A 22624-nucleotide genomic window follows, 5' to 3' on the forward strand; every position below is an offset into this window, starting at 1 on the left:
TCCTGCTTCGCCCGAGCGCCGAATCCATGCCTGTTTCCTTCCAGCCCTCGCGCCCGCCGGCTGCGCCGATCCGGATCGTCGTCGTCGACGACTCCGCGGTGATGCGCGGCCTGATGTCGGGCATCATCGCCCGCCAGGCCGACATGGAGTGCGTCGGCGCCGCCTGCGACGCGCTGCAGGCGCGCGAGATGATCCGCGAGCTCGATCCCGACGTGATCACGCTCGACATGGCCATGCCGAAGATGGACGGCCTCGACTTTCTCGAGCGCCTGATGCGGCTGCGGCCGACGCCGACGATCATGGTCACCTCGGCGGCGCAGCGCCAGCCCGACATCGTGACCCGCGCGCTGGCGCTGGGCGCGGCGGCGGTGATCGACAAGGCGGCCGTCGGCGTGCCGGGTGCCTTCGAGGCGTTCGAGCGCGAGCTGCTGGCGGCCCTGCGGCAGGCGGTGCAGAGCCGACCCGCTGCGCCACGCCGGAGCGTGCCGGCGGCGCCCGCGACCGTGTCGTCACCGGCCCTGTCCGTCGCCTCGCCTGCGCCGCTGCAGGCACCGACTTCCGCTGCGCCGGTCCTGTCGGGCGGCCCGGCGGTCGAGATCGGCGAGCGCCGCATCCGCCTGATCGCGATCGGTGCCTCCACCGGCGGGCCCGAGGCCACGCCGCATGTGATCCGCGCGCTGTCGGCGCAGGTGCCGCCGGTGGTGATCGTGCAGCACATTCCGGGCGGATTCTCGGCGCGCTATGCCGCCCGGCTGGACACGCTGGGTGCGCTGCGGGTCTGCGAGGCCCGCGACGAGATGGTGCTGCAGCAGGGCCACGGCTATGTCGCGCCGGGAGGACGGCACCTGTCGGTGGTCAAGGTCGGCGCCAGCCTGGTCGCGCGCGTCACCGACACCGAGCCGGTCAACCGGCATCGGCCCAGCGTCGACGTGCTGTTCCGCTCGGTCGCGCAGGTGGTGGGCGAGCGCGCGCTGGGCGTGATGCTGACCGGCATGGGCGGCGACGGCGCGGAGGGCATGCGCCGCATGCGCGACGCCGGCGCCTGGAACATCGCCCAGGACGAGGCCACCAGCGCGATCTTCGGCATGCCCAAGGAAGCGATCCGCGCCGGCGCCTGCCAGGAGGTGCTGGCGCTGCAGGCCATCGGCCCGCGGCTGATGGCGATGCTCGGCCTGGTCGGCAGCGGCGCGGCCGGTGCGCTCAGGTCAGAAACATCGACTGCAGGTCGCTGAGGAAGTCGAAGCCGCGCTCGCTCGGGCGCACGATGCCGGCGCTGCGGTCCTGCTCGAGCAGGCCGCGCCGCTCGGCCTCGGCCAGCCCGGCCGCGATGGCCGAGGGCGGCAGCCCGGTGCGCTCGCGGAACAGCGCCAGCTCGAAGCCGTCCTTCAGCCGCAGCGTGTTGAGCATGAACTCGAAGGGCAATGCCTTGCGGCCGACCTCCTCGTCGTTCGAGATCGCCCGGCCGGCCAGCGCGTGCTCCATGTACATCGCCGGATCGCGCCAGCGCACCTGGCGCACGACCCGGTTCGGGAAGCTCAGCTTGGTGTGCGCGCCTGCACCGAGCCCGAGGTAGTCGCCGAACTGCCAGTAGTTCAGGTTGTGCGCGCAGCGGTGGCCGGGCCGCGCGTAGGCCGAGACCTCGTAGCGCGCGAGTCCCGCCTCGCCGGTCAGCGCGGTGATCTGGTCGAGCATCTCGCTGGCCAGATCGTCGTCGGGCAGCGCCGCGGGCGGGCGGCTGGCGAAGACGGTGTTGGGCTCGATCGTCAGGTGGTAGACCGACAGGTGCGGCGGCGCGAGCGCCAGCGCGGTGCGCAGGTCGGCCTCGGCCTCGGCCAGCGTCTGGCCGGGCAGCGCATACATCAGGTCGAGGTTGAAGGTGTCGAAGGCCGCATGGGCCTCTTCGGCCGCGGCCAGCGCCTGCGCGCGGCTGTGCACCCGGCCGAGCGTCTGCAGCCGCGCGTCGTCGAAGGTCTGCACCCCGATCGAGAGCCGGGTCACGCCGGCAGCGCGGAAGGCGCGGAAGCGCTCGCGCTCGAAGGTGCCGGGATTGGCCTCCAGCGTGATCTCGCAGCCCGGCGTGAGCGGCAGCAGCGCGCGCACGTCGGCCAGCAGCCGCTCGATGGCCTCGGGCGAGAACAGGCTGGGCGTGCCGCCGCCGATGAAGATGGTCTGGATGTGGCGGCCCCAGACCATCGGCAGCGCCCGCTCCAGGTCGGCGCGCAGCGCGTCCAGGTAGCGCGCCTCGGGGTGACCGCCGGCGGCCGCCTCGTGCGAGTTGAAGTCGCAGTACGGGCACTTGCGCAGGCACCACGGCAGGTGGATGTACAGGCCCAGCGGGGGCGGCGCGCCCAGCTGCAGCGTGCCCGGGCGCAGGTAGCGCGCCAGCAGCGCCTGGTGGTCGGACAGGTCGGCCGCGGGGGGCGCCGACACCGGCGAGAGGGAGATGCCGTCAGCCACGCTGCCAGACCTCCCGCATCAGCGCGAGCATCTGCGCGCAGGCGATCGCACGGTGGCTGAGCCGGTTCTTGGTGTCGGCCGGCATCGCCGCGGCGGTGCAGCCCTCGGACGGGATGAACATCAGCGGGTCGTAGCCGAAGCCGCCCGCGCCCTCGGGCGCGGCGAGGATCTCGCCGTTCCAGCGGCCGAAGGCGATCAGCGGCTCCGGGTCGTCGGCCGAGCGCACCGCCACCAGCGCGCAGACGAAGCGCGCGCGCCGGGTCGAGGCGCCGTCGAGCGCGGCGAGCAGCTTGGCGTTGTTGGCCGCGTCCTGGCGAGCGCGCAGCGCCTCGCGGTCGGCATCAAGGGCCGGCTCCAGCGCGGCGTAGTGCGCCGAGTACACGCCCGGTGCGCCGCCGAGCGCGTCGACGCACAGGCCGGAATCGTCGGCGATCGCGGCCAGGCCGGTGGCGGCCGCGGCGTGGCGCGCCTTGGCCAGCGCGTTCTCGATGAAGGTGTGGTGCGGCTCCTCGGCCTCGGCGACGCCGAGCGCGCCTTGCGTCACCAGCTCGACGCCGGCCGGCGCCAGCAGCGCGCCCAGCTCCTTGAGCTTCTTGGCGTTGTTCGACGCCAGCACCAGTCGCAGCGTGTCCATCGCGTGCTCCCGCTCCGGGCTCACTGGCCCGCCAGCGCCGCGCGCTGCAGTGCGATCAGCTCGCGGATGCCCTTGTCGGCCAGGCTGATCAGGCGGTCCATCTCCTCGCGGCTGAAGGGCACGCCCTCGGCGGTGCCCTGCACCTCGACGAAGCCGCCCGAGCCGGTCATCACCACGTTCATGTCGGTGTCGCAGGCCGAGTCCTCGACGTACTCGAGGTCAAGCAGCGCCGCGCCGTCGAGCAGACCCACCGAGATCGCCGCCACATGGTCGCGGATCGGCGTCTCGGCCAGCAGGCCCTGCGCCAGCAGCTTCGACACCGCGTCATGGGCAGCGACGAAGGCGCCGGTGATCGAGGCGGTGCGGGTGCCGCCGTCGGCCTGCAGCACGTCGCAGTCGATGGTGATGGTGCGCTCGCCGAGCATCTTCAGGTCGAAGACGCTGCGCAGCGAGCGGCCGATCAGACGCTGGATCTCCTGCGTGCGGCCGGTCTGCTTGCCCTTGGCGGCCTCGCGGCTGGAGCGGGTGTGGGTGGCGCGCGGCAGCATGCCGTACTCGGCGGTGACCCAGCCTTCGCCCGAGCCCTTCTTGTGCGGCGGCACCCGCTCCTCGACCGAGGCGGTGCACAGCACGCGGGTGTCGCCGAACTCGATCAGCACCGAGCCTTCGGCGTGCCGGGTGTAGCCGCGGGTGATGCGGACGGGGCGCAGCGCATCGGGGGCGCGCTCGAGGGGGCGGGAGGTGGTCATGGGGTCAGTCCTGGACGGGGCGGGCGGTGCGTGGGTGCCCGCCTGCGCGGGCATGACGAACGCCGAGGGAATGAAAAGAAAGGGAGAGAAGGAAAACGGGGCAGGGGCTGGCCGCTAGCCACGCTTCTGCGCGGTGCGGCGGATCGCCTCGTTGATCTCGCGGATCGAGCGCTCGATCTCCTCGTCGTCGAGCAGGTCGGCGGCTTCCTGGCCGGGGCCGTGGCCGGCCTGGATGGTCGACTCGAACATGTCGTCGCCGAGCGCGGCGGTCTCGATGCCGGCCAGCGTGTCCTCGTCGTCGTTCTCGGAGGCCTCCCACTCGACGGCGATGACAGTGACGTTGTCGCTCTTGTCGCCGGCGGTGCGCAGCGCCAGCTCCACCAGCTCGGGCACCGACTCGCCGATCGGTGCGGCGGCCAGCTCCCGGGTGATGGTGGCGTCGTCGATCACGCCCCAGAGGCCGTCCGAGCACAGCATCACCCGGTCGCCGGGCTGCAGCGACACCGGCCCGGCGATGTCGATCACCGGCTTGCCCGGACTGCCCAGGCAGGTGAACAGCACATTGCGGTTGACCTTGTCGCCCAGCGGCACGATGCCGGTGAGCGTCTCCTGCAGCTCGGAGTAGGAGTGGTCGCGGGTGCGCGCGACCAGCCGGCCGCCGCGCACCAGGTACAGGCGCGAGTCGCCGCAATGCGCCCACCAGGCCTCGCGGCCCTGCAGGAGGCAGGCCACCAGCGTGGTGCGCGGGGTGTCGAGCAGCGCGCGCTCGACCGCGTAGCGCAGCAGCTGGTGGTGGCCGGCCAGGATGCCCTCGCTCAGGAAGCGCTTCGGATCCTTCAGCGTCGGCCGCGCCTCCTGCTGGAACTGGGCCGCCAGCGTCTGCAGCGACATCTGCGAGGCGACCTCGCCTTCGGGGTGGCCGCCCATGCCGTCGGCCAGCGCGAACAGGCCCGAGTCCCGCGTGTAGCAGTAGCCCATGCGGTCCTCGTTCTTCTCGCGGCCGCCGCGGCGGCTGATCTGGTAGACGGAAAAGCGCATGGACAGGGATTCCGGGCGTCGAGCGGTGTCGTGGAGGTGGGGCGGCGGGAGGGCGGGGCAGGACGGCGCCGCCGTGCTCAGGCCTTCGCGCCGGACTTGATGTTCTCGAGCTGCAGCTTGAGACGCTCGCTGAAGCTCAGCTTGGTGTAGCGCCGCTCGGTCTCTCGCGAGAGTTCCTTCTGCAGCGCGAACACGCTCTGCGGCCGCGCCAGCGGATCGAGCGACATGCACCACTCGGTCACCTCGATCAGGTTGTCCGAATAGACATTGCGCAGCCGCGACAGCGACAGGTTCAGCCGGTCCTTCTCGATGCGCTGCGGCGCGTCGTTGGGCGGATAGCCCTGCATGCAGGCGTAGATGCAGGCGCCGATGGCGTAGATGTCGGTCCAGGGGCCGAGGCTGCCGTCGCGGCGGTACATCTCGGGCGCGGCAAAGCCCGGCGTGTACATCGGCCGGATGAAGTTGCCTTCCTTCGACAGCACTTCGCGCGCGGCGCCGAAGTCCAGCATCACCGCCTTGTTGTCGTTGGTGATGAAGATGTTGGCCGGCTTGATGTCCAGATGCAGCATCTTGTGCTGGTGCACGATGCGCAGGCCGCGCAGGATCTCGTCGAAGAGGCTGCGGATCGTGGATTCGCGGAAGACCTTGTCGCGCTTGAGATCGCGCGCGGTGACGATGAAGTCCTGCAGCGTGTCGCCCTGCAGGTAGTTCATCACCATGTAGACCGTCTCGTTCTCGCGGAAGAAGTTCAGCACCGAGACCACGCTCGGATGGCTGATCTGCGCCAGCGAGCGCCCCTCCTCGAAGAAGCTCTTCAGGCCCAGGCGATAGAGCGGCTGCTTGTCCGGCTTGACGCGCGGGATCAGCTCGCCCGGAGCACGCTCGGCGAGGGATGACGGCAGGTACTCCTTCAGTGCCACCAGCCGACGCTCGGCGTCCTCGGCCAGATAGACCACCCCGAAACCACCCGCCGCCAGCTTTCGAATGACCTGGTAGCCTCCGACCACCGTGCCAGGGGGCAGCGGGGCGGGTTTCTGAGGCTTTGACATAATCGTGTTTTGCTTGGGCGAAGTCCGCGATGCCAGTTTACAGCATGACCGGTTATGCCAGTGCCAGCGCCGGCACCGGCCCTGACACCGGGGAAAACACCGAATCCACCGCCGTCCGCGCCGGTACCGTGACGGTCGAGCTGCGCTCGGTCAACAGCCGTTTTCTCGATCTGACGCTGCGTCTGCCCGACGAGCTGCGCGCTCTCGAGCCGGGCTTGCGCGAGCAGCTCACGCAGGCCTTCAAGCGCGGCAAGATCGAGCTGCGCCTGCACGGCGAGCGCGCCGATGCCGAGGTGCAGGCACCCGCGTCCGCACAGCTCGAGCGGCTTGGCCGGCTGCAGTCGGCGGTGCTGGCGGCGCTGCCGCAGTCCGCGCCGATGAGCGTGCAGGAGGCGCTGGCCTGGTGCCGTTCCACCGCGCCCGCGCCGGTGCTCGACGAGGCTGCGGCCGAGGCCGCGCGTCTGTGCGTGGCGCGGCTGCGCGAGGCCCGTGCCCGCGAGGGCGAGCGTCTGGTCGCCATCCTGATGGAGCGGGTCGAGGCGCTGCGCGCGCTGGCCGCGCAGGCTGCGCCGCTGGTGCCGCAGGTGGTCGAGCGCCAGCGCCAGCGCTTTCTCGAGCGCTGGAACGAGGCGCTGGCCGCCGCCGGTGCCTCGCAGGGCGTGCCGGCCGAAGCGCTGGCCGAGCGGGCGATGTCGGAGGCCGCGGCCTTCGCGATCCGCATCGACGTCGCCGAGGAGCTGGGCCGGCTGCAGTCCCACCTCGACGAGATCGCCCGGCTGCTGCGCCAGGGCGGCGAGCTGGGCAAGCGGCTCGACTTCCTGATCCAGGAGCTGCACCGCGAGGCCAACACGCTCGGCTCGAAGTCCGCCGCGCTCGAGCTCACCCGCATCTCGGTCGAGATGAAGGTCGCCATCGAGCAGATGCGCGAACAGGTCCAGAACATCGAATGAGTGCCGACAACTCCGCCATGAACACGCCGAATCCCGCCGCCGTGCAGCCTGACTATCCGGGCAACCTGTATGTCGTCTCCGCCCCGAGCGGCGCCGGCAAGTCCAGCCTGGTCAAGGCGCTGCTCGAGCTCGACGCCCGGCTGATGGTGTCGGTCTCGCACACCACGCGCGCGCCGCGCGGCCAGGAGCAGCATGGCCGGGAGTACTGGTTCGTCGGCCAGGACGAGTTCCAGGCCATGATCGACCGCGGCGACTTCTTCGAGTGGGCCCAGGTGCATGGCAACCGCTACGGCACCTCGCGCGCCGCCATCGAGCGCCGCCTGCAGGCCGGCGAGGATGTGGTGCTGGAGATCGACTTCCAGGGGGCGCTGCAGATCAAGCAGATCTTCCCGGCCGCGGTGCTGATCTTCATCCTGCCGCCGTCGTGGGAGGAACTGCTGCAGCGCCTGCGCCGCCGCGGCGAGGACACGCCCGAGGTCATCGAGCAGCGCATGATCAACGCCCGGCATGAGGTCGCGCAGGCGCGTCACTTCGACTACATCGTCGTCAACGCGCTGTTCGACACCGCGCTGTTCGACCTCAAGACCATCGTGCACGCCCAGCGGCTAAAATACTCGACCCAGCGTCGCAGCCGTCCGGCTGTCTTCGACGCCCTCCAACTCTCCTGAACTGCGGAAGAAAAGACCCACCATGGCACGCATCACCGTCGAAGACTGTCTGCAGAAGATCCCCAACCGCTTCCAGCTGGTGCTGGCGGCCACCTACCGCGCCCGCATGCTCAGCCAGGGCCATGCGCCGAAGGTCGAGACCAAGAACAAGCCGGGCGTGACCGCGCTGCGCGAGATCGCCGCCGGCCAGGTCGGCGTCGAGATGCTGCGCAAGGTGCCGACCTGATCGCCTGTCCGGCCTCCCGCCCGCGACGCCCGACGCGGCGCGAGACACGCTAGAGTGAGTCATGGTGTCCCGTACTGCTGATGTCCTGCGTCGCATGTTCTTCCCGTCCTGGCGACGGACGGGAAGCAAGTCCGGATCGGGCGATCCGGAGCATGCCGCCGAGACCCTCCTTCCCGACGCCGAGGCCTCGCCGATCGCCGAGCCCGTCCGGCCCGACGCTGCCGCACGCCAGAAGCCGCGCGATCGCGCCGGCAAGCCGGTGATCGATGCGGTGCCTGGCGCACACGGCGCCAGCGCCGCCTCCTTCGCGGTGCTGACCGCCAAGCTCGACTACCTCGACGAGGCCGACGTGCGCCGCGTGCGCGAGGCCTACCGCTTCGCCGACGAGGCGCATCTGGGCCAGTTCCGCGCCAGCGGCGAGCCCTACATCACGCACCCGATCGCGGTGGCCGGCCTGTGCGCCGACTGGAAGCTCGACGTGCAGGCCATCATGGCCGCGCTGATGCACGACACGATGGAGGACTGCGGCATCACCAAGTCGGAGATGGTCGAGCGCTTCGGCGCAGCCACCGCCGACATCGTCGACGGCCTGACCAAGCTCGACAAGCTGCAGTTCTCGACCCGCGAGGAATCGCAGGCCGAATCCTTCCGCAAGATGCTGCTGGCGATGGCGCGCGACGTGCGCGTCATCCTGATCAAGCTCGCCGACCGCATGCACAACATGCGCACGATGGAGGCGATGGCGTCGAACAAGCGCGCCCGCATCGCGCGCGAGACGCTCGAGATCTATGCGCCGATCGCGCACCGGCTCGGTCTGAACCAGTGCTATCGCGAGCTGCAGGAGACCTCGTTCCGCTTCCTGAGTCCCTGGCGCCATGCGGCGCTGTCGAAGGCGGTCGGCAAGGCCCGCGGCCATCGGCGCGACCTGGTCGAGCGGGTGCGCCAGGAGGTGGAGCTGGCGCTGACCCAGGCCGAGGTGCCCGCGCAGGTCTATGGCCGCGAGAAGACGGTCCATTCGATCTACACCAAGATGCGCGAGAAGCACCTGAGCTTCGCGCAGGTCAGCGACATCTTCGGCTTCCGGCTGGTGGTGGCGACGCTGCCCGAGTGCTATCTGGCGCTGGGCGTGCTGCACCAGCTCTACAAGCCGGTGCCGGGGCGCTTCAAGGACTACATCGCGATCCCGAAGGCCAACGGCTACCAGTCGCTGCACACCACCGTGGTCAGCCCGCTGGGCACCGCGATCGAGTTCCAGATCCGCACTGCCGCGATGCACGCGGTGGCCGAGGCCGGCATCGCCGCGCACTGGATGTACAAGACCAGCCACGGCAGCGAGGCGCCCGACACCCGGCCCGACACCAAGCATCTGGGCACGATGTGGCTGCAGTCGCTGGTCGACATCCAGAGCGAGACGCGTGATTCGGCCGAGTTCCTCGAGCACGTCAAGATCGACCTCTTTCCCGAGTCGATCTATGTCTTCACGCCGAAGTCCAAGATCCTGGCCCTGCCGCGCGGCGCCACGCCGGTGGACTTCGCCTATGCGATCCACTCGCGCGTGGGCGATCACTGCGTGGCCGCGCGCGTCAACGGCGAGCCGGTGGCGCTGCGCACCGCGCTGTCCTCGGGCGATTCGGTCGAGATCATCACCGCGCCCTCGGCCCGGCCCAATCCGGCCTGGCTGAACTTCGTGCGCACCGGCAAGGCCCGCTCGAAGATCCGCCATCACCTGAAGAACATGGAGGCCGAGGAGTCCTACGATCTCGGCCTGAAGCTGCTGGCGCAGGCGCTGCGCACCGAGGGCCTGCCGCTGCCCGGCATCGACGACAGCGACCTCAGCGAGGCCGACGCGCAGCTCTGGCAGTCGCTGGTGCGCTGGAGCGGCAACCGCAACCGCCGCGAGCTGCTGATCGACATCGGCCTGGGCCGCAAGATCGCGGTGATCGTGGCCAAGCGGCTGGCGCGCCAGATGATCGAGCAGGGGCGCCGGCCGGATGCGGTCACGCTGTCGATGGGCCGCTATGCGGTCGACCACGAGGCGCCGACCCAGGGCACGATCGTCATCGACGGCAGCGAGAACGCGACGATCCAGCTCGCCACCTGCTGCCAGCCGATTCCCGGCGACCACATCGTCGGCTACCTCGGCCGCGGCGAGGGCCTGACGGTGCACACCGCCGAGTGCTCGGTCGGCAAGCGGCTCTTCGAGCGCGATCCCGAGCGCTGGCTGGGCGTGGAGTGGTCGGATCAGCCGGTGCGTGCCTTCCGCACCGCGGTCGGCGTTCTGGTGCGCAACGGCACCGGGGTGCTGGCCGAGATCGCCCAGGCGGTCAGCCAGGCCGAGGCCGACATCGCCCACATCGACATGGATCCGCACCGCGCCGGCGAGACCACCGAGCTGCGGCTGATGCTGGCGGTGCGCGACCGCCAGCATCTGGCGGATGTGCTGCGCGTGGTGCGGCGCAGCCCGTCGGTGATGCGGGTGGCTCGCATCCGTCCCTGAGCACGGCCTCAGGCCGGCTCGCCCGGGGCGGGATAGCGCACCTCGATCACTTCGAGGCGCTGCAGTCCCGCTGGCGTCATCAGCGTCACCTCGTCGCCCTCGCGCGCCTTCAGCAGCGCCCGCGCGACCGGGGAGATCCAGCTGATCTCTCCGCGCAGGCTGTCGGACTCGTCGATGCCCTTGATGGTGACGGTGTGCTCCTGCCCGCCGGTGTCGGCATAGGTCACCGTCGCACCGAAGAAGACCTGGTCGCGCCCGTGGTGCACCGACGGATCGGCCACCTCCGCGATGTCGAGCCGGCGCGTCAGGTGCCGGATGCGGCGGTCGATTTCCCTCAGCCTTTTCTTGCCGTAGAGATAGTCCCCGTTTTCCGAGCGGTCGCCGTTCTTTGCGGCCCAGGAAACGGTTTCCACCACTTTCGGGCGCTCGACATCGAGCAGATTCATCAATTCGGCGCGCATCTGGCGATGGCCTTGCGGCGTCATGTAGTTTCGTGTACCGGGGGGCAGCGGGGGCAATCCTTGAAACTCCTCATCCTCGGCTGCATCTGAAGGGGGTGTGGCCGCTGGGCGGGTCATTGCCGTGGCTCCCAGTGTGATTTTTTGCACATGATCATTTTTTTCGATTCATTTGGTACGATCCGTGCCCATGAATGGGGGGTTGTGTTGCAAATATTCCTCATACTGGATCTGCGCAATTCGTAATCGGGGGGCGAAATAAGTCACACTTTGAAACTTCCGGCGCTACAGCGGGGGAAGCCGCATGCCGATGACCCGGGCAAGCCGCAAATAGATGAGCTGGAGACTCGCGAACTCGGTCAGACGAGCTCGCCCGATCTGTGTTTTAGAGGGCCCCCTGCCATGTCCCGTCCCCATTTTGCTCAAGATCCTCTGGACCCGCTCCTGACCACCCGTGAGGCCGCACTGCGGCTCGGCGTGTCGCTGCGCACCGTCCAGCTGTGGGTCGAGGCCGGCACGCTGCCGGCCGGTCGCACGCCAGGTGGCCATCGCCGCATCCGGCTGTCCGCGGTCGAGGCCCTGGCCCAGCGCAGCGGTCTGCGGCCTGCGGCGCCGACCTCGCTGTCGATGGCGGCTGCCGCCAATGCACCGATCGATGTCCTGCTGATCGCCTCCAGCGTCGACCAGCTGCAGCTCTGGCAGGAGGTGCTGCAGCCTCTGGGCTCGAATGTGTCGCTGCGCGGCGCCAACAATGGCTACACCGGCCTGCTTCAGCTCGGTCGCAAGGCGCCGGACCTGCTGGTGACCGATCTCGCGATGCCTGACATCGACGGTTACGCGATGCTGCTGACGCTGTCCGGGCTGAACGAGTACGCTCCGCTCCGGGTGCTGGCGATTACCAGTCAGACGCCGCACCAGATCGCCGAGCGTGGCGGTCTGCCCGACCGGGTCCGCGTGATCCACCAGCCCGCGCCTGCGATCGCGGTGCGCGCCTGGGTGGAATCGGAGATGATCCGCATGGGCCGCAGCATGCATGCCGAAGGCATGCAGTGAACCTGTCCCCGGCAGGTGAGGGTCTGTGCCGACCTGCCGGGATCCCGAGAACGGACATGATTTCCAGCCGCATCCTGATCGTCGAGGACCAGATCGACATTCGCCGCTTCATCCGGATGACGCTGGAGATGACCGAGCATGAGCTGCACGAGGCGGCCGACGGTTCCCAGGCGCTGGCGCTGGCACATGAGCTGCGACCGGCCCTGGTGGTGCTGGATGTGATGCTGCCGGGATCGATCGACGGGCTCGAGGTGTGCCGGCGTCTGCGAGCCGATCCGTCGCAGGCGGGCGTGAAGGTGCTGCTGCTCAGCGCCCGCGGTCTGCCGGCCGATCTGCAGGCGGGCCGGCGGGCCGGCGCGGATGCCTGCCTGGTCAAGCCGTGCAGCCCGATCGATCTGCTCGAGCAGGTCGAATCGATGCTGGGCTGAAGTTCTTTACAGCGCAGGCACGAGCGCCTGACACCGGCGGTCGACGATACTGCATGCTCTCCGAGACTGCCCGTTCTTCCGACTCCCCCATGAGCGCCCGTGTTCTCCTGATCGACGACGATGCCCGTCTGACCAGCATGGTCAGCACCTATCTGGTCTCCGCCGGACTTCATGTCTCGGTGGCCGGCGACCTGGCGCAGGGGCGCGCGCGCCTGCAGCGCGAACTCTTCGATGTGCTGGTGCTCGACCTGATGCTGCCTGACGGCGACGGTCTGGACCTGACGCGCGAGCTGCGCGCCGACCCGCGCCTGCGCAGCCTGCCGCTGCTGATGCTGACCGCGCGCGGGGAGCCGATGGACCGCATCATCGGCCTCGAGCTGGGGGCCGACGACTACCTGCCCAAGCCCTTCGAGCCGCGCGAGCTGCTCGCGCGCATCAAGGCGCTGCTGCGCCGCGCCACGCCGCTGGGCGATGATGCGGTGCTGCGCTTCGGCCGGCTCGAGGTCGACGTGAACGCGCGTCAGGTGCGGGTCGACGGGCGTGTCTGCGAGCTGACCAGCTACCAGTTCGACATCCTGCAGGTGATGGCGCACAGCCCGGGCCGGGTGCTCTCGCGCGACCAGATCATGGATGCGCTCAAGGGGCATCCGATCGAGGCCTTCGACCGCAGCATCGACGTGCATGTCTCGCGCATCCGCGCCGCGATCGAGGACGATCCGAAGAACCCGCGCCGCATCCTGACGGTGCGCGGCTCCGGCTATGTCTTCGCGCGCAAGCAGGACGCCGACGCGGCCTGAGCACGCCTTCCGGCATGCGCTGGCGTCGAAGCACCGGAGTGCGCAGCCTCTATCTGCGCATCTACCTGACCGTGGTGGTCGTGCTGCTGGTGTTTGCGTTGATCGCGGCGGTGCTGTTCCGCCGCCATGCGGCGGCCGAGGAAACGCGCTTCGAGAGCGCGGTGCTCGAGCGCACCCGGACGATGGCGGCGCTGATCGAGCGCAGCCTGCCGCCGGCCAGCGCACCGGAGGACACCCAGCGCGAGGTGCTGCTGGACTGGTCGCGTCAGCTCAAGCTGCCGCTGGCGCTTGATGACGCCTCGGGTCGGCGCATCGCCGAGTCCGAGCCTTACCGCCGCATTCTCGAGGACCGGGCGCGGCCGGAGTCGGAGATCGCGCTGGCCTCGCGCCTGCCCGATGGCCGGGTGCTGTGGACACTGAAGATCCGCTTCAAGGGTTTCAAGGGTGGTGGGCCGCCAGGGTCTGGCCCCGGACATGAGCATGGGCCTCGCGGCGAGGGCGGGCCACCGCGCCTGCCACCGATCAACGGTCCCGGGCCGCTGGATCGCATCGGCCTGGGCGGGCCGGGCCTGCTCGACGAGGCCACCGGCGTGCTGCTGCTGCTGGCGGCGCTGTTCACCGCGATCACGCTGGGCGCCTATCCGGTGGTGCGCCGGCTGACCCGCCGGCTCGAGATCCTGCAGCGCGGTGTCGAGGTCTTCGGCAGTGGCCGGCTGTCGCACCGGGTCGATGCACGCGGCGAAGATGAGGTCGCGGCGGTGGCGCGCAGCTTCAACCAGGCGGCGCAGCGCATCGAGGATCTGGTGCGTTCGAACCGCTCGCTGCTGGCCAATGCCAGCCATGAGCTGCGCTCGCCGCTGGCGCGGCTGAAGATGGCGGTGTCGATGTTCGACCATGCGGATCCTGCCCAGCACGAGGAGCTGCGCCGCGAGATCGACCGCGACATCCGCGAGCTCGACGAGCTGGTCGAGGAGGTGCTGCTGGCCAGCCGGCTCGATGCGCGCTCGGACATGCAGCCCGAGCTGGTCGATCTGCTCGGCCTGCTGGTCGAGGAGGCCGCGCGGGTCGGGGCCGAAGCCGGCGGCGAGGATGTGCAGGTGCTCGGCGAGGAGCGGCTGCTGCGCCGCGCGCTGCGCAACCTGCTGGAGAACGCGCGTCGCTACGGTGGCGACGAGGTCTCGGCCGACGTCGGCACGTTGCCGGACGGCCGCATCGAGATCAGCATCCGCGATCGCGGCCCCGGCGTGCCGGCGGAGTTCCGCGAGCGCATCTTCGAGCCCTTCTACCGCCTGCCCGGCCATGCCGAGCGTGCGGGCGGCGTCGGCCTCGGGCTGTCGCTGGTGCGCCAGATCGCCGAGCGCCACGGTGGCAGGGTGCGCTGCGAGGGCCGCGAGGGCGGCGGCACCTGCTTCGTCATCACGCTGCCGGGTCCGATGCTGGGCGACGACGCTCCGGCGCCCGGTCGGCATAGCGGTTGAAGCGCCAGGCGCTGCCCTCGGCGACGATGCGGCGCCAGATGACGCGCTTCTCGCCCGGGCTCATCGCCGGCCAGTGCCGGACCTCCTCGAAGCTGCGCCCGCAGCCCTTGCAGACCGCGTCGCCCTGGGCGGTCGAGCAGATCGCGATGCAGGGCGCGTCGGGCGTGCTGTCGTACCAGGCCAGCCAGGCCGCGCGGGCCGGCGGCGGCAGCGTGTCCTCGTCGTGCGAGGTCTCGCGGAAGTAGTTCATCCGCGCGTAGACCTCGGCCAGCGCGCGCAGCGGTGCGGCCAGCTCGATGCCGTCGGGCGAGGGGCTGCGCTGGCGCCACCAGTTGATGGCGCTCTCGATGTCGGTGATGTGGATGTCGGCCATGGCCACGCGAGCATAGCGGCCGACGCCCGTCCCCGGCATCGTCAGGGGCGGGCCGGGCTCAGCGGCGGCTCAGCGCGCGCCGCCGAGCAGGCCGCCGAGGATCTGCGGCAGCATCGCGCCCAGGTCGGTGCCCTGCTGCGGCAGGCGGCCGTCCGGCGTCATCGCGTCGACCACCTGCGGCAGGATCTGCGCCAGCGCGCCACCGGCTGCGCCGCTGTCCATGCCGGCGCTGCGCGCGAGCTGGCCCAGCACGTCCGGGCCGAGCACCTGGCCGATCTGCTCGGCCGAGACCGGCAGGTTCTGGCCGGTCGAGACCCAGGAAGAGGCCACGTCGCCCAGGCCGCTGCGCTGGAACTGCTCCAGCAGTCCGCCCAGGCCGTCGGCCGGCGCGCCGGCCTGGGCCGCGCCGCCGCCGCCGAGGCCGCCGTTCATCAGCATGCCGATCAGGGCCTGGATCAGGGCGGCCTGGCCACCCTGCTGCGAGCCACCGAGTGCCTGGCTCACCACCGAGCCGACCAGAGAGTCGAGCAGTCCCATCTGTGTTCTCCTGTTGGAATCGAAACGAAGAAAGAAGATCGTGAATCGCGACAAGGTTCACGCTGCGCCGGAAGGCGCGGGGGCTACTGTGACCGGTTTCCATGTCCTTGTCATGCGACCAATGGCCGGGTCCTCTGCCGGGCGCCGATTACACTCCCGCACCCATGAAACGCATCGTGATCCTGATTTCCGGCCGGGGCTCCAACATGGAAGCCATCCAGAAGGCCTGCCAGACCGAGGGCTGGCCCGCCGCCGTCGTCGCCGTCATCAGCAACCGTCCGCAGGCGGGCGGACTGGCCTGGGCGCAGGCGCAGGGCATTGCCGCGATCGGTCTGGACCACCGCGCGCATGCCGATCGCGCCGCCTTCGACGCCGCGCTGGCCGAGGAGATCGACCGGCACCAGCCCGACCTGGTGGTGCTGGCCGGCTTCATGCGCATCCTGACGCCAGAGTTCGTCGCGCGCTACGCCGGCCGGCTGCTGAACATCCACCCGTCGCTGCTGCCGTCCTTCGGCGGGCTGCACACGCACGAGCGTGCGCTGCAGGCGGGCTGCAAGTTCGCCGGCGCCACGGTGCATTTCGTGACGCCCGAGCTGGACCACGGCCCGATCGTCGTGCAGGCGGCGGTGCCGGTGCGCCAGGGCGACACGCCCGACACGCTGGCCGAGCGCATCCTGCGCTGCGAGCATGTGATCTACCCGCGCGCGGTGCGCTGGTTCGTCGAGGACCGGCTTGCGGTCGACGAAGCGGGCGTCGTGCGCCATCTTGACGGCGCCGAGCAGTGGCTGTTCGATCCGCGCTGAGCCGTCCTTTCCTGTCCGATCTTCCGATTCCGTTCCCGAGGAGCCCTCGATGACCCCCAAGGCCCTGTTCGCCCTGTGCGACGAGCTGCTGCACGAGGTGCTGCGCTTCACCACGCCCGCCGATGCGGTGGTGTCGTCCTTTTTCCGCCAGAACCGTGCGCTGGGCGCACGCGAGCGCCAGACGCTGGCCGAGACGGTCTACGAGGTGCTGCGCCGTCGCGCGAAGTACCAGTACCTGGCGCGCTCCGGCCACGGCTCGATCGAGCGCCGGCTGATCCTGCTGGCCTGGCAGGGCTCGGAGGCCTACCTGAACGCCGCGATCACCGAGGGCGAGCGCACCTGGCTGGACAACTGCCGCCAGTTCGACCCGATGAAGGCCTCGAAGGGCCACAACGCCGCGCTGGTGCACAACCTGCCCGAGTGGCTGGTCGAGCCGCTGAAGGCGCAGGTCGGCGAGGAGTTCGACGCGCTGGCCGAGGCGCTGCTGCAGCCCGCCGGGCTGGACCTGCGCGTCAACGCGATCAAGGTCAAGCGCGAGGCCGCGCAGGAGGCGCTGGCCGCCGAGGGCATCCGCGCGCAGCCGACGCCGTTCTCGCCGCTGGGCCTGCGCGTCGACGGCAAGCCGGCGCTCAACCGCACCGAGGTCTTCAACCGCGGCGAGGTGGAGGTGCAGGACGAGGGCAGCCAGCTGCTGGCGCTGCTGACCGAGGCCAGGCGCGGCGAGATGGTGGTCGACTTCTGCGCCGGCGCCGGCGGCAAGACGCTGGCGCTGGGCGCGATGATGCGCAACACCGGCCGGCTCTACGCCTTCGACGTGTCGGCGCACCGCCTGGCGGCGCTCAAGCCGCGCCTGGCACGCAGCGGGCTGTCGAACGTCTATCCGGCCGGCATCACCCACGAGCGCGACGATCGGGTCAAGCGCCTGGCCGGCAAGATCGACCGGGTGCTGGTCGACGCGCCGTGCTCGGGCCTGGGCACGCTGCGCCGCAATCCCGACCTGAAGTGGCGCCAGAGCGAAAAGTCGGTGGCCGAGCTGACCGCCAAGCAGGCCTCCATCCTCGACAGCGCCGCGCGTCTGGTGAAGTCCGGCGGCCAGCTGGTCTACGCGACCTGCAGCGTGCTCGAGGCCGAGAACGAGGCCATCGTGCGCGCCTTCACCGAGGCCCATCCGGACTTCGAGATGCTCGATGCCGCCGAGGTGCTCGAGCGCCAGAAGGTCGAGCAGGCCGCCTCGCTGTGCCATGACGGCATGCTGCGGCTGTGGCCGCACCGCCACGGCACCGACGGCTTCTTCGCCGCGGTCTGGCGCCGACGCTGAACCGGACTGCCGTCCGGCGCCTGCCGCCTGGCGGCGGTGCCGGGCAAATCACCGCCACTGGGGTGGCTGCTCATGTCGCCGCTCCCCTGGGCGGGGCTAAAATCGCCCGCCCGCCTGTGACTCGGACCCTCCGCCCCGTGCGCTTTCCGAAACGCCGGCGACCCTCGCCCGCCGTGCAGCCTGCCTGCTTCCTGCGTTTCTGAAAGTCTTTTCGATGTCCGACCTCTCGACGATCTGGGCAGTCCTGCTGGACTGGCTGGCTCATGGCCTGCTGCACGCCTCCTGGTGGCAGGTGCTGCTGTTCACGCTCGTGGTGACCCACATCACGATCGTCTCGATCACCGTTTTCCTGCACCGCAGCCAGGCGCATCGCTCGCTGGACCTCGGGCCGATTCCTTCGCATTTCTTCCGTTTCTGGCTGTGGATGACCTCCGGCATGGTGACGAAGGAATGGGTCGCGGTCCATCGCAAGCACCACGCCAAGTGCGAGACGGTCGATGACCCGCACAGCCCGGTCGCGCATGGCCTGAAGACGGTGCTGCTGCGCGGCAGCGAGCTCTATCGCGCCGAGGCCAAGGTGCCCGAGACGCTGAAGAAGTACGGCCACAACACGCCCGACGACTGGGTCGAGCGCCATCTCTACACCGGCCGCTCGGCGCTGGGCGTGTCGCTGATGCTGATCATCGACGTGGCGCTGTTCGGTGCGCTCGGCCTGACGGTCTGGGCGGTGCAGATGCTGTGGAGCCCGATCCATGCCGCCGGCATCATCAACGGCCTGGGCCACCACTGGGGATACCGCAACTTCGAGGCGGCCGACGCCTCGACCAACATCTCGCCCTGGGGCCTCTGGATCGGCGGCGAGGAGCTGCACAACAACCACCACACTTTCCCGACCTCGGCCAAGCTGTCGGTCAAGCCCTTCGAGTTCGACATCGGCTGGGGCTACATCCGCCTGCTGGAGATGCTCGGCCAGGCCAAGGTGCGCAAGACCGCGCCGCAGCTCAAGCTGGGCGAGATGAAGGCGGTGGCCGACAGCCAGACGCTGGAGGCGCTGATCGCCAACCGCTACGAGATGATGGCGCAGTACGCCAACGGCCTGCGTCGCGCCTGCAACGAGGAGCTCGAGCGCCTGAAGCAGCAGGGTGCGCAGAACACCGAGCGCTGGGCGCAGATGCGCCTGGCGCAGCGCTGGCTGCACCGCGACGAACAGAAGATTCCGGCCGAGTTCAAGGCCAGCGTCGCGCAGGCCTGCGACCAGAGCCCGGCGCTGGCGAAGCTGGTGACGATGCGCGAGGAGCTGCGCCAGCTCTGGACCCGCACCAACGTGTCGGGCGAGCAGCTGGTCGCCGACCTGCAGGCCTGGTGCCAGCGGGCCGAGGCCAGCGGCATCGTCGCGCTGCAGGATTTCGCGCGCACGCTGCGTTCGGCGCGGGCCTGACACGTGCGGTGTATCGCTGGAGGTGTTCAGGCTGCCAGCACATCGAACTCCACGACATCGAGCAACGAAGTCCGGGGCATCTGCTCTCGACGGCGCAGCAGGCCGTGCAGCGTCAGAAGTTGCTCGAAGGCAGGCAGATCGAGTTCCTCCAGTGCGGTCGGTCGCAGCAGCAGCGCGGCCAGGTGCGCCTCGGCCTGAGCCTCGTTCCAGTGCTCGCAGACCTGCTTCCAGGTGAGTTCGTGCTGCTCGAGCTGGCGCGGGCCATCCTGCGACGATGCCGCTGAGGCGGATGTCGTCGGCGGCGACATTGGCGGCACTCGCACGTTGTAGAGCGCCTCGAGCTGAGCCGCCACCCGCTCGTGGTTCCAGGGCTGGCGCAGCTGCTCGTAGAGGGCCAGCAGCCGCATCAGCAGCCAGGGGCAGCGGCCCTGGCCTTCGAGCAGGCGGCGCTCGAGCACCATGACCCAGCCGAGCTGCTGCTCGGCGTTGCCGGGTGGCGCGGCATCCAGTTCCGCCAGCAGCTCCTGGCTGCCCTCGTCGTCCAGGCGGGGATGGCCGAAGTTGCTGTCCTGCCAGCAGGAGCGATCCTCGGCAGAGGGCAGGGCCGATGCTGACGAGGATGTTGGAGCGGCGGCTGTCGAGGCCTCGTCGTCCTGCGGCTGGGGCCATTCGATCGTGATGATCCGTGCGCCTTGGGGCGAGGCGGACGATGTGTGCGCGTCGGTGCCTGCGTGATGGGTGCGGATCTGCCCGGCGTGCGGTGCTGGGCTGCCGACGGAGGTGGCTTCATCCTCTTGTGCGCTCTGTCCTCGCTGTCGCTTCGTGCTGGAGGGCGTGCGGCGTCGACCGGCCAGACCGGATCCTGTCGGTCGATCGTGCAGCAGCCGTCCGATCATCATGCAGCTGCCCAGGCCGATCAGCGTGCCTGCCACCAGGGCCGCGTCGCGCCAGGGCGGGGCAGGGCTGTCCTGCCGGGCCAGCTGCAGCTTCAGCTCGTCCAGGGCGGCGCGGGTCTCGCGCTGCTGCTCATGCAGATGTCGCCAGGCCTCGGAGGGCTCGGCCTGGGCCTGGACGCCGGGTGCGGAGGGCGGCAGCCGCTCCGCCACCAGACGGGCGATCAGCTCGGCTGCGCCGGTCAGTGCGGCCTCGTCGGCGCGGGCCGGGCTGCTCGGGGACTGTAGGCGGGATGCGGCCGCGGGTGTTGCCGGCGCAGCGTGGGCCTGACCGGTCGGGCGCACCTGTGCCGCCGGTCTGCGGGACAGAGGACGGCGTGGAGGATCGGCGAGCACGGTGAACTCCCGGCTGAAGGCCGCGCCGCACAGCAGGTCCACCCGTCCGATCAGCACTGGTTCCTCGACGATCGCGGGGCTTTGGATCTGGACCGTCACCTGTTCATCCTGTCCGCTGGGCACGGTGCGTATCCTGATCGGTTCGATCGCTTCGCCACTGTCGGCATGCTGCAGGCGCACCGCGATGCAGTCCGGCCCCAGCAGTGCGGGCGGGATGTCGAAGGCGCGCACCTGCAGGCTCATCTCGACAGGCTCGCCGATGGTGGCCTGGCTGCGACGGGTGTCGATGGACTGCGCACCGGCCGGCTGCGACAGCAGAACCAGGCCCAACCACAGCAGCCCGATCCGTCCGGTCTGCCGGCATCGCCGGGGGCGGGATCCGCACAGGAGCATGGTGTCCCTCCTCGAGATTTCACCGGACTCACTGTAGGCGGGGGTGGGCTGTCGGTCTCATCCCCCTGGAGGGGGCCCCCGCAAGAGGGAGTCTGCGCCGGCCATCGATGTTGGCAGGCTGGACGCGGACATGAAGAAAACCCGCCGGGACAAGCCTGTCCGGGCGGGTCTGCACGGGCACGTTCCGCAGCGGCTGCCGAGGAACGTCTCGATCATCGAGATCAGCGCAGCTTCACTTCCTTGTACAGGACGTGCTTGCGTGCCTTCGGATCGAACTTCATGAATTCCAGCTTTTGCGGCGTGGTCTTCTTGTTCTTGTCCGTGGTGTAGAAGTGGCCGGTACCCGCAGTGGATTCCAGCTTGATCTTTTCGCGTCCGCCTTTGGCTGCCATGGTGTCGGTCTCCGATTACAGTTCGCCGCGAGCACGCAGGTCCGCCAGGACCACGTCGATGCCCTTCTTGTCGATCAGGCGCAGAGCCGCGTTCGAGATGCGCAGGCGAACCCAGCGGTTCTCGCTCTCGACCCAGAAACGGCGGTACTGCAGGTTGGGCAGCCAGCGGCGCTTGGTTTTGTTGTTGGCGTGGGAAACATTGTTCCCGGTCATCGGGCCCTTGCCCGTGACTTGACAGACGCGTGCCATGACGCTTCTCCGATCTATGGTTACAGCAACCAGCGCAGACCCGCCCGCCCGGAACTTGCAGCACTTGTGGTGCTTGGTCTGATGGTTACCCCTCCGACAGCGCCATCCGGCACCTCGGGTCTCTTTTGGCGGCAAAACGTCGATTGTAGCCTGAAAACGGTCCTGGGCCCAGGACCGACGCCTCAACCGTGGTTCTGTTCCAGGAAACGCTGGGCATCCAGCGCGGCCATGCAGCCGGTGCCGGCGCTGGTGATGGCCTGACGGTAGACATGGTCCTGGACATCGCCGGCGGCGAAGATGCCGGGAACGCTGGTCATCGTCGCGAAGCCGTCCAGACCGGAGCGGGTGACGATGTAGCCGTCCTTCATCTCGAGCTGGCCCTGGAAGATGTCGGTGTTCGGGTGGTGGCCGATCGCGATGAAGCAGCCCTTGACCGCCAGGTCGCGGGTGCTGCCGTCCTCGGTGCTCTTCAGGCGCACGCCGGTCACGCCGCTCTGGTCACCGAGGACTTCATCCAGCGTCTGAAACAGATGTAACTCCATTTTTCCTGCGGCAACCTTCTCATGCAGCTTGTCGACCATGATCGCCTCGGCGCGGAACTTGTCACGGCGGTGGATCAGGTGGACCTTGCTGGCGATGTTCGACAGGTAGAGCGCCTCCTCGACCGCGGTGTTGCCGCCGCCGACGACGCAGACCTCGTCGCCGCGGTAGAAGAAGCCGTCGCAGGTCGCGCAGCCGCTGACGCCGCGGCCCATGAAGGTCTGCTCGGAGGGCAGGCCCAGGTACTTGGCGCTGGCACCGGTGGCGATGATCAGCGTGTCGCAGGTGTAGGTGCCGCTGTCGCCCTTGAGCGTGAAGGGGCGCTGGCTGAAGTCGACCTGGTTGATGTGGTCGTAGACGAACTGGGTGTTGAAGCGCTCGGCGTGCTTCTGGAAGCGCTCCATCAGCTCGGGGCCCTGCACGCCCATCACGTCGGCCGGCCAGTTGTCCACCTCGGTGGTCGTCATCAGCTGGCCGCCCTGGGCCATGCCGGTGACCAGCATCGGCTTGAGGTTGGCGCGGGCGGCGTAGATGGCGGCGGTGTAGCCGGCCGGGCCGGAGCCGAGGATGAGGACTTGGGCGTGCTGGACAGTGCTGGTCATGGCGTTCTGTGGCGGGTTCTGGGGCAGGCGCCGGCGGGCGGCGCGCGGTTTCATTTCCGGGTCGGTTCGCTGTTCAACGACGCGACGCATCGGTTAGAGTCGCGTCGCATCGGGCGTGCGTGACGCGGTGCGATTCGAGAGCTTAGCGGTTCCCGATCGTCCCCGGTCGCCAGGGGATGCCGACTCGCGCCAGGCCTGGCCCCAACTC

Annotated in this window: 24 protein-coding genes; 12 read left to right on the plus strand and 12 right to left on the minus strand. The window is 69.7% G+C overall.

Annotated features, from left to right (window positions below; genetic code table 11):
- The first annotated feature begins 26 nt into the window (after positions 1 to 26).
- Entirely contained in the window at positions 27 to 1232 is a 1206-nt protein-coding gene (locus NFT33_RS06890) for a protein-glutamate methylesterase/protein-glutamine glutaminase (protein ID WP_251674116.1), read from the plus strand.
- Here the strand turns inward: NFT33_RS06890 and hemW are convergent.
- From hemW to NFT33_RS06915, 5 genes are all read right to left on the minus strand, one after another.
- Positions 1201 to 2430, minus strand: a complete 1230-nt coding sequence (hemW, locus tag NFT33_RS06895) for a radical SAM family heme chaperone HemW (RefSeq protein ID WP_251674118.1) — start codon at positions 2428 to 2430, stop codon at positions 1201 to 1203. The genes NFT33_RS06890 and hemW overlap by 32 nt on opposite strands.
- Positions 2431 to 2449: 19 nt before the next feature.
- Positions 2450 to 3082 carry an RdgB/HAM1 family non-canonical purine NTP pyrophosphatase gene (gene rdgB / locus NFT33_RS06900; protein WP_251674163.1) on the minus strand — a complete coding sequence of 211 codons (633 nt, stop codon included), beginning with the start codon at positions 3080 to 3082 and terminating at the stop codon, positions 2450 to 2452.
- Positions 3083 to 3111: 29 nt separating this feature from the next.
- Positions 3112 to 3840: a ribonuclease PH gene (rph, locus tag NFT33_RS06905; RefSeq protein ID WP_149504315.1), complete on the minus strand. Its 729-nt coding sequence runs from the start codon at positions 3838 to 3840 to the stop codon at positions 3112 to 3114.
- 114 nt (positions 3841 to 3954) lie between these two features.
- A complete protein-coding gene (locus tag NFT33_RS06910; RefSeq protein ID WP_220787657.1) occupies positions 3955 to 4878 on the minus strand; it encodes a PP2C family protein-serine/threonine phosphatase in 924 nt (307 codons plus the stop codon).
- A 77-nt stretch (positions 4879 to 4955) separates the two neighbouring features.
- Positions 4956 to 5927, minus strand: a complete 972-nt coding sequence (locus tag NFT33_RS06915) for a serine/threonine protein kinase (protein WP_037483934.1) — start codon at positions 5925 to 5927, stop codon at positions 4956 to 4958.
- 29 nt (positions 5928 to 5956) lie between these two features.
- Here NFT33_RS06915 and NFT33_RS06920 point away from each other — a divergent pair, with 29 nt between their 5' ends.
- The 4 genes from NFT33_RS06920 (at position 5957) to NFT33_RS06935 (ending at position 10268) form a co-directional block, all read left to right on the plus strand.
- A complete protein-coding gene (locus NFT33_RS06920; protein ID WP_251674121.1) occupies positions 5957 to 6877 on the plus strand; it encodes a YicC/YloC family endoribonuclease in 921 nt (306 codons plus the stop codon).
- A 17-nt stretch (positions 6878 to 6894) separates the two neighbouring features.
- Entirely contained in the window at positions 6895 to 7545 is a 651-nt protein-coding gene (gene gmk, locus NFT33_RS06925) for a guanylate kinase (protein ID WP_251674123.1), read from the plus strand.
- Positions 7546 to 7567: 22 nt separating this feature from the next.
- On the plus strand, positions 7568 to 7771 hold the full coding sequence (rpoZ, locus tag NFT33_RS06930) for a DNA-directed RNA polymerase subunit omega (protein WP_037483929.1): 204 nt from the start codon (positions 7568 to 7570) through the stop codon (positions 7769 to 7771).
- A gap of 94 nt (positions 7772 to 7865) precedes the next feature.
- Entirely contained in the window at positions 7866 to 10268 is a 2403-nt protein-coding gene (locus tag NFT33_RS06935; protein WP_251674125.1) for a RelA/SpoT family protein, read from the plus strand.
- A gap of 8 nt (positions 10269 to 10276) precedes the next feature.
- Here the strand turns inward: NFT33_RS06935 and greB are convergent, their stop codons facing one another.
- Positions 10277 to 10846, minus strand: a complete 570-nt coding sequence (gene greB / locus NFT33_RS06940) for a transcription elongation factor GreB (RefSeq protein ID WP_251674127.1) — start codon at positions 10844 to 10846, stop codon at positions 10277 to 10279.
- Positions 10847 to 11128: 282 nt separating this feature from the next.
- Between greB and NFT33_RS06945 the strand changes: the two genes are divergently transcribed.
- From NFT33_RS06945 to NFT33_RS06960, 4 genes are all read left to right on the plus strand, one after another.
- Positions 11129 to 11779, plus strand: a complete 651-nt coding sequence (locus NFT33_RS06945; RefSeq protein ID WP_076459018.1) for an excisionase family DNA-binding protein — start codon at positions 11129 to 11131, stop codon at positions 11777 to 11779.
- A 56-nt stretch (positions 11780 to 11835) separates the two neighbouring features.
- Positions 11836 to 12207, plus strand: a complete 372-nt coding sequence (locus tag NFT33_RS06950) for a response regulator transcription factor (protein ID WP_251674129.1) — start codon at positions 11836 to 11838, stop codon at positions 12205 to 12207.
- Between the two features lie 89 nt (positions 12208 to 12296).
- Positions 12297 to 13004 carry a response regulator gene (locus NFT33_RS06955; protein WP_251674131.1) on the plus strand — a complete coding sequence of 236 codons (708 nt, stop codon included), beginning with the start codon at positions 12297 to 12299 and terminating at the stop codon, positions 13002 to 13004.
- Positions 13005 to 13018: 14 nt separating this feature from the next.
- On the plus strand, positions 13019 to 14482 hold the full coding sequence (locus NFT33_RS06960) for a sensor histidine kinase (RefSeq protein WP_251674133.1): 1464 nt from the start codon (positions 13019 to 13021) through the stop codon (positions 14480 to 14482).
- Here NFT33_RS06960 and NFT33_RS06965 read toward each other — a convergent pair.
- Both NFT33_RS06965 and NFT33_RS06970 read right to left on the minus strand, forming a co-directional pair.
- Positions 14421 to 14855, minus strand: a complete 435-nt coding sequence (locus NFT33_RS06965; protein WP_251674135.1) for a DUF3717 domain-containing protein — start codon at positions 14853 to 14855, stop codon at positions 14421 to 14423. The two genes, NFT33_RS06960 and NFT33_RS06965, sit on opposite strands and share 62 nt — an antisense overlap.
- A gap of 69 nt (positions 14856 to 14924) precedes the next feature.
- On the minus strand, positions 14925 to 15392 hold the full coding sequence (locus NFT33_RS06970; protein ID WP_251674137.1) for a YidB family protein: 468 nt from the start codon (positions 15390 to 15392) through the stop codon (positions 14925 to 14927).
- Between the two features lie 164 nt (positions 15393 to 15556).
- Between NFT33_RS06970 and purN the strand changes: the two genes are divergently transcribed.
- From purN to NFT33_RS06985, 3 genes are all read left to right on the plus strand, one after another.
- Positions 15557 to 16195 (plus strand): phosphoribosylglycinamide formyltransferase, encoded by a 639-nt coding sequence (purN, locus tag NFT33_RS06975; RefSeq protein ID WP_251674139.1) that lies wholly within the window; start codon positions 15557 to 15559, stop codon positions 16193 to 16195.
- 49 nt (positions 16196 to 16244) lie between these two features.
- Positions 16245 to 17513: an RsmB/NOP family class I SAM-dependent RNA methyltransferase gene (locus NFT33_RS06980; RefSeq protein WP_149504305.1), complete on the plus strand. Its 1269-nt coding sequence runs from the start codon at positions 16245 to 16247 to the stop codon at positions 17511 to 17513.
- Positions 17514 to 17727: 214 nt separating this feature from the next.
- Positions 17728 to 18951: a DesA family fatty acid desaturase gene (locus NFT33_RS06985; protein WP_220787648.1), complete on the plus strand. Its 1224-nt coding sequence runs from the start codon at positions 17728 to 17730 to the stop codon at positions 18949 to 18951.
- Between the two features lie 26 nt (positions 18952 to 18977).
- On the opposite strand, the gene NFT33_RS06990 is transcribed toward NFT33_RS06985, so the two are convergent.
- The 4 genes from NFT33_RS06990 to trxB form a co-directional block, all read right to left on the minus strand.
- Positions 18978 to 20570, minus strand: coding sequence for a hypothetical protein (locus NFT33_RS06990; RefSeq protein WP_251674141.1), 1593 nt, complete (start codon positions 20568 to 20570; stop codon positions 18978 to 18980).
- Between the two features lie 284 nt (positions 20571 to 20854).
- A complete protein-coding gene (rpmG, locus tag NFT33_RS06995) occupies positions 20855 to 21025 on the minus strand; it encodes a 50S ribosomal protein L33 (RefSeq protein ID WP_037483666.1) in 171 nt (56 codons plus the stop codon).
- A gap of 15 nt (positions 21026 to 21040) precedes the next feature.
- On the minus strand, positions 21041 to 21274 hold the full coding sequence (rpmB, locus tag NFT33_RS07000) for a 50S ribosomal protein L28 (protein ID WP_037483668.1): 234 nt from the start codon (positions 21272 to 21274) through the stop codon (positions 21041 to 21043).
- 182 nt (positions 21275 to 21456) lie between these two features.
- Positions 21457 to 22416 (minus strand): thioredoxin-disulfide reductase, encoded by a 960-nt coding sequence (gene trxB / locus NFT33_RS07005; protein WP_220787646.1) that lies wholly within the window; start codon positions 22414 to 22416, stop codon positions 21457 to 21459.
- Positions 22417 to 22624: the final 208 nt, after the last annotated feature.

It is taken from the genome of Sphaerotilus sp. FB-3, from assembly GCF_023706025.1.
GTDB classification, from domain to species: domain Bacteria; phylum Pseudomonadota; class Gammaproteobacteria; order Burkholderiales; family Burkholderiaceae_C; genus Sphaerotilus; species Sphaerotilus sulfidivorans.

Bases quoted from the DNA above. Each gene is read 5' to 3' on its own strand.
- NFT33_RS06890 (WP_251674116.1), top strand. From the start codon at position 27: ATGCCTGTTTCCTTCCAGCCCTCGCGCCCGCCGGCTGCGCCGATCCGG.
- rph (WP_149504315.1), bottom strand. From the start codon at position 3,840: ATGACCACCTCCCGCCCCCTCGAGCGCGCCCCCGATGCGCTGCGCCCC.
- NFT33_RS06910 (WP_220787657.1), bottom strand. From the start codon at position 4,878: ATGCGCTTTTCCGTCTACCAGATCAGCCGCCGCGGCGGCCGCGAGAAG.
- NFT33_RS06915 (WP_037483934.1), bottom strand. From the start codon at position 5,927: ATGTCAAAGCCTCAGAAACCCGCCCCGCTGCCCCCTGGCACGGTGGTC.
- NFT33_RS06920 (WP_251674121.1), top strand. From the start codon at position 5,957: ATGCCAGTTTACAGCATGACCGGTTATGCCAGTGCCAGCGCCGGCACC.
- gmk (WP_251674123.1), top strand. From the start codon at position 6,895: ATGAACACGCCGAATCCCGCCGCCGTGCAGCCTGACTATCCGGGCAAC.
- rpoZ (WP_037483929.1), top strand. From the start codon at position 7,568: ATGGCACGCATCACCGTCGAAGACTGTCTGCAGAAGATCCCCAACCGC.
- NFT33_RS06935 (WP_251674125.1), top strand. From the start codon at position 7,866: ATGTTCTTCCCGTCCTGGCGACGGACGGGAAGCAAGTCCGGATCGGGC.
- greB (WP_251674127.1), bottom strand. From the start codon at position 10,846: ATGACCCGCCCAGCGGCCACACCCCCTTCAGATGCAGCCGAGGATGAG.
- NFT33_RS06945 (WP_076459018.1), top strand. From the start codon at position 11,129: ATGTCCCGTCCCCATTTTGCTCAAGATCCTCTGGACCCGCTCCTGACC.
- NFT33_RS06950 (WP_251674129.1), top strand. From the start codon at position 11,836: ATGATTTCCAGCCGCATCCTGATCGTCGAGGACCAGATCGACATTCGC.
- NFT33_RS06955 (WP_251674131.1), top strand. From the start codon at position 12,297: ATGAGCGCCCGTGTTCTCCTGATCGACGACGATGCCCGTCTGACCAGC.
- NFT33_RS06960 (WP_251674133.1), top strand. From the start codon at position 13,019: ATGCGCTGGCGTCGAAGCACCGGAGTGCGCAGCCTCTATCTGCGCATC.
- NFT33_RS06965 (WP_251674135.1), bottom strand. From the start codon at position 14,855: ATGGCCGACATCCACATCACCGACATCGAGAGCGCCATCAACTGGTGG.
- NFT33_RS06970 (WP_251674137.1), bottom strand. From the start codon at position 15,392: ATGGGACTGCTCGACTCTCTGGTCGGCTCGGTGGTGAGCCAGGCACTC.
- purN (WP_251674139.1), top strand. From the start codon at position 15,557: ATGAAACGCATCGTGATCCTGATTTCCGGCCGGGGCTCCAACATGGAA.
- NFT33_RS06980 (WP_149504305.1), top strand. From the start codon at position 16,245: ATGACCCCCAAGGCCCTGTTCGCCCTGTGCGACGAGCTGCTGCACGAG.
- NFT33_RS06985 (WP_220787648.1), top strand. From the start codon at position 17,728: ATGTCCGACCTCTCGACGATCTGGGCAGTCCTGCTGGACTGGCTGGCT.
- rpmG (WP_037483666.1), bottom strand. From the start codon at position 21,025: ATGGCAGCCAAAGGCGGACGCGAAAAGATCAAGCTGGAATCCACTGCG.
- rpmB (WP_037483668.1), bottom strand. From the start codon at position 21,274: ATGGCACGCGTCTGTCAAGTCACGGGCAAGGGCCCGATGACCGGGAAC.
- trxB (WP_220787646.1), bottom strand. From the start codon at position 22,416: ATGACCAGCACTGTCCAGCACGCCCAAGTCCTCATCCTCGGCTCCGGC.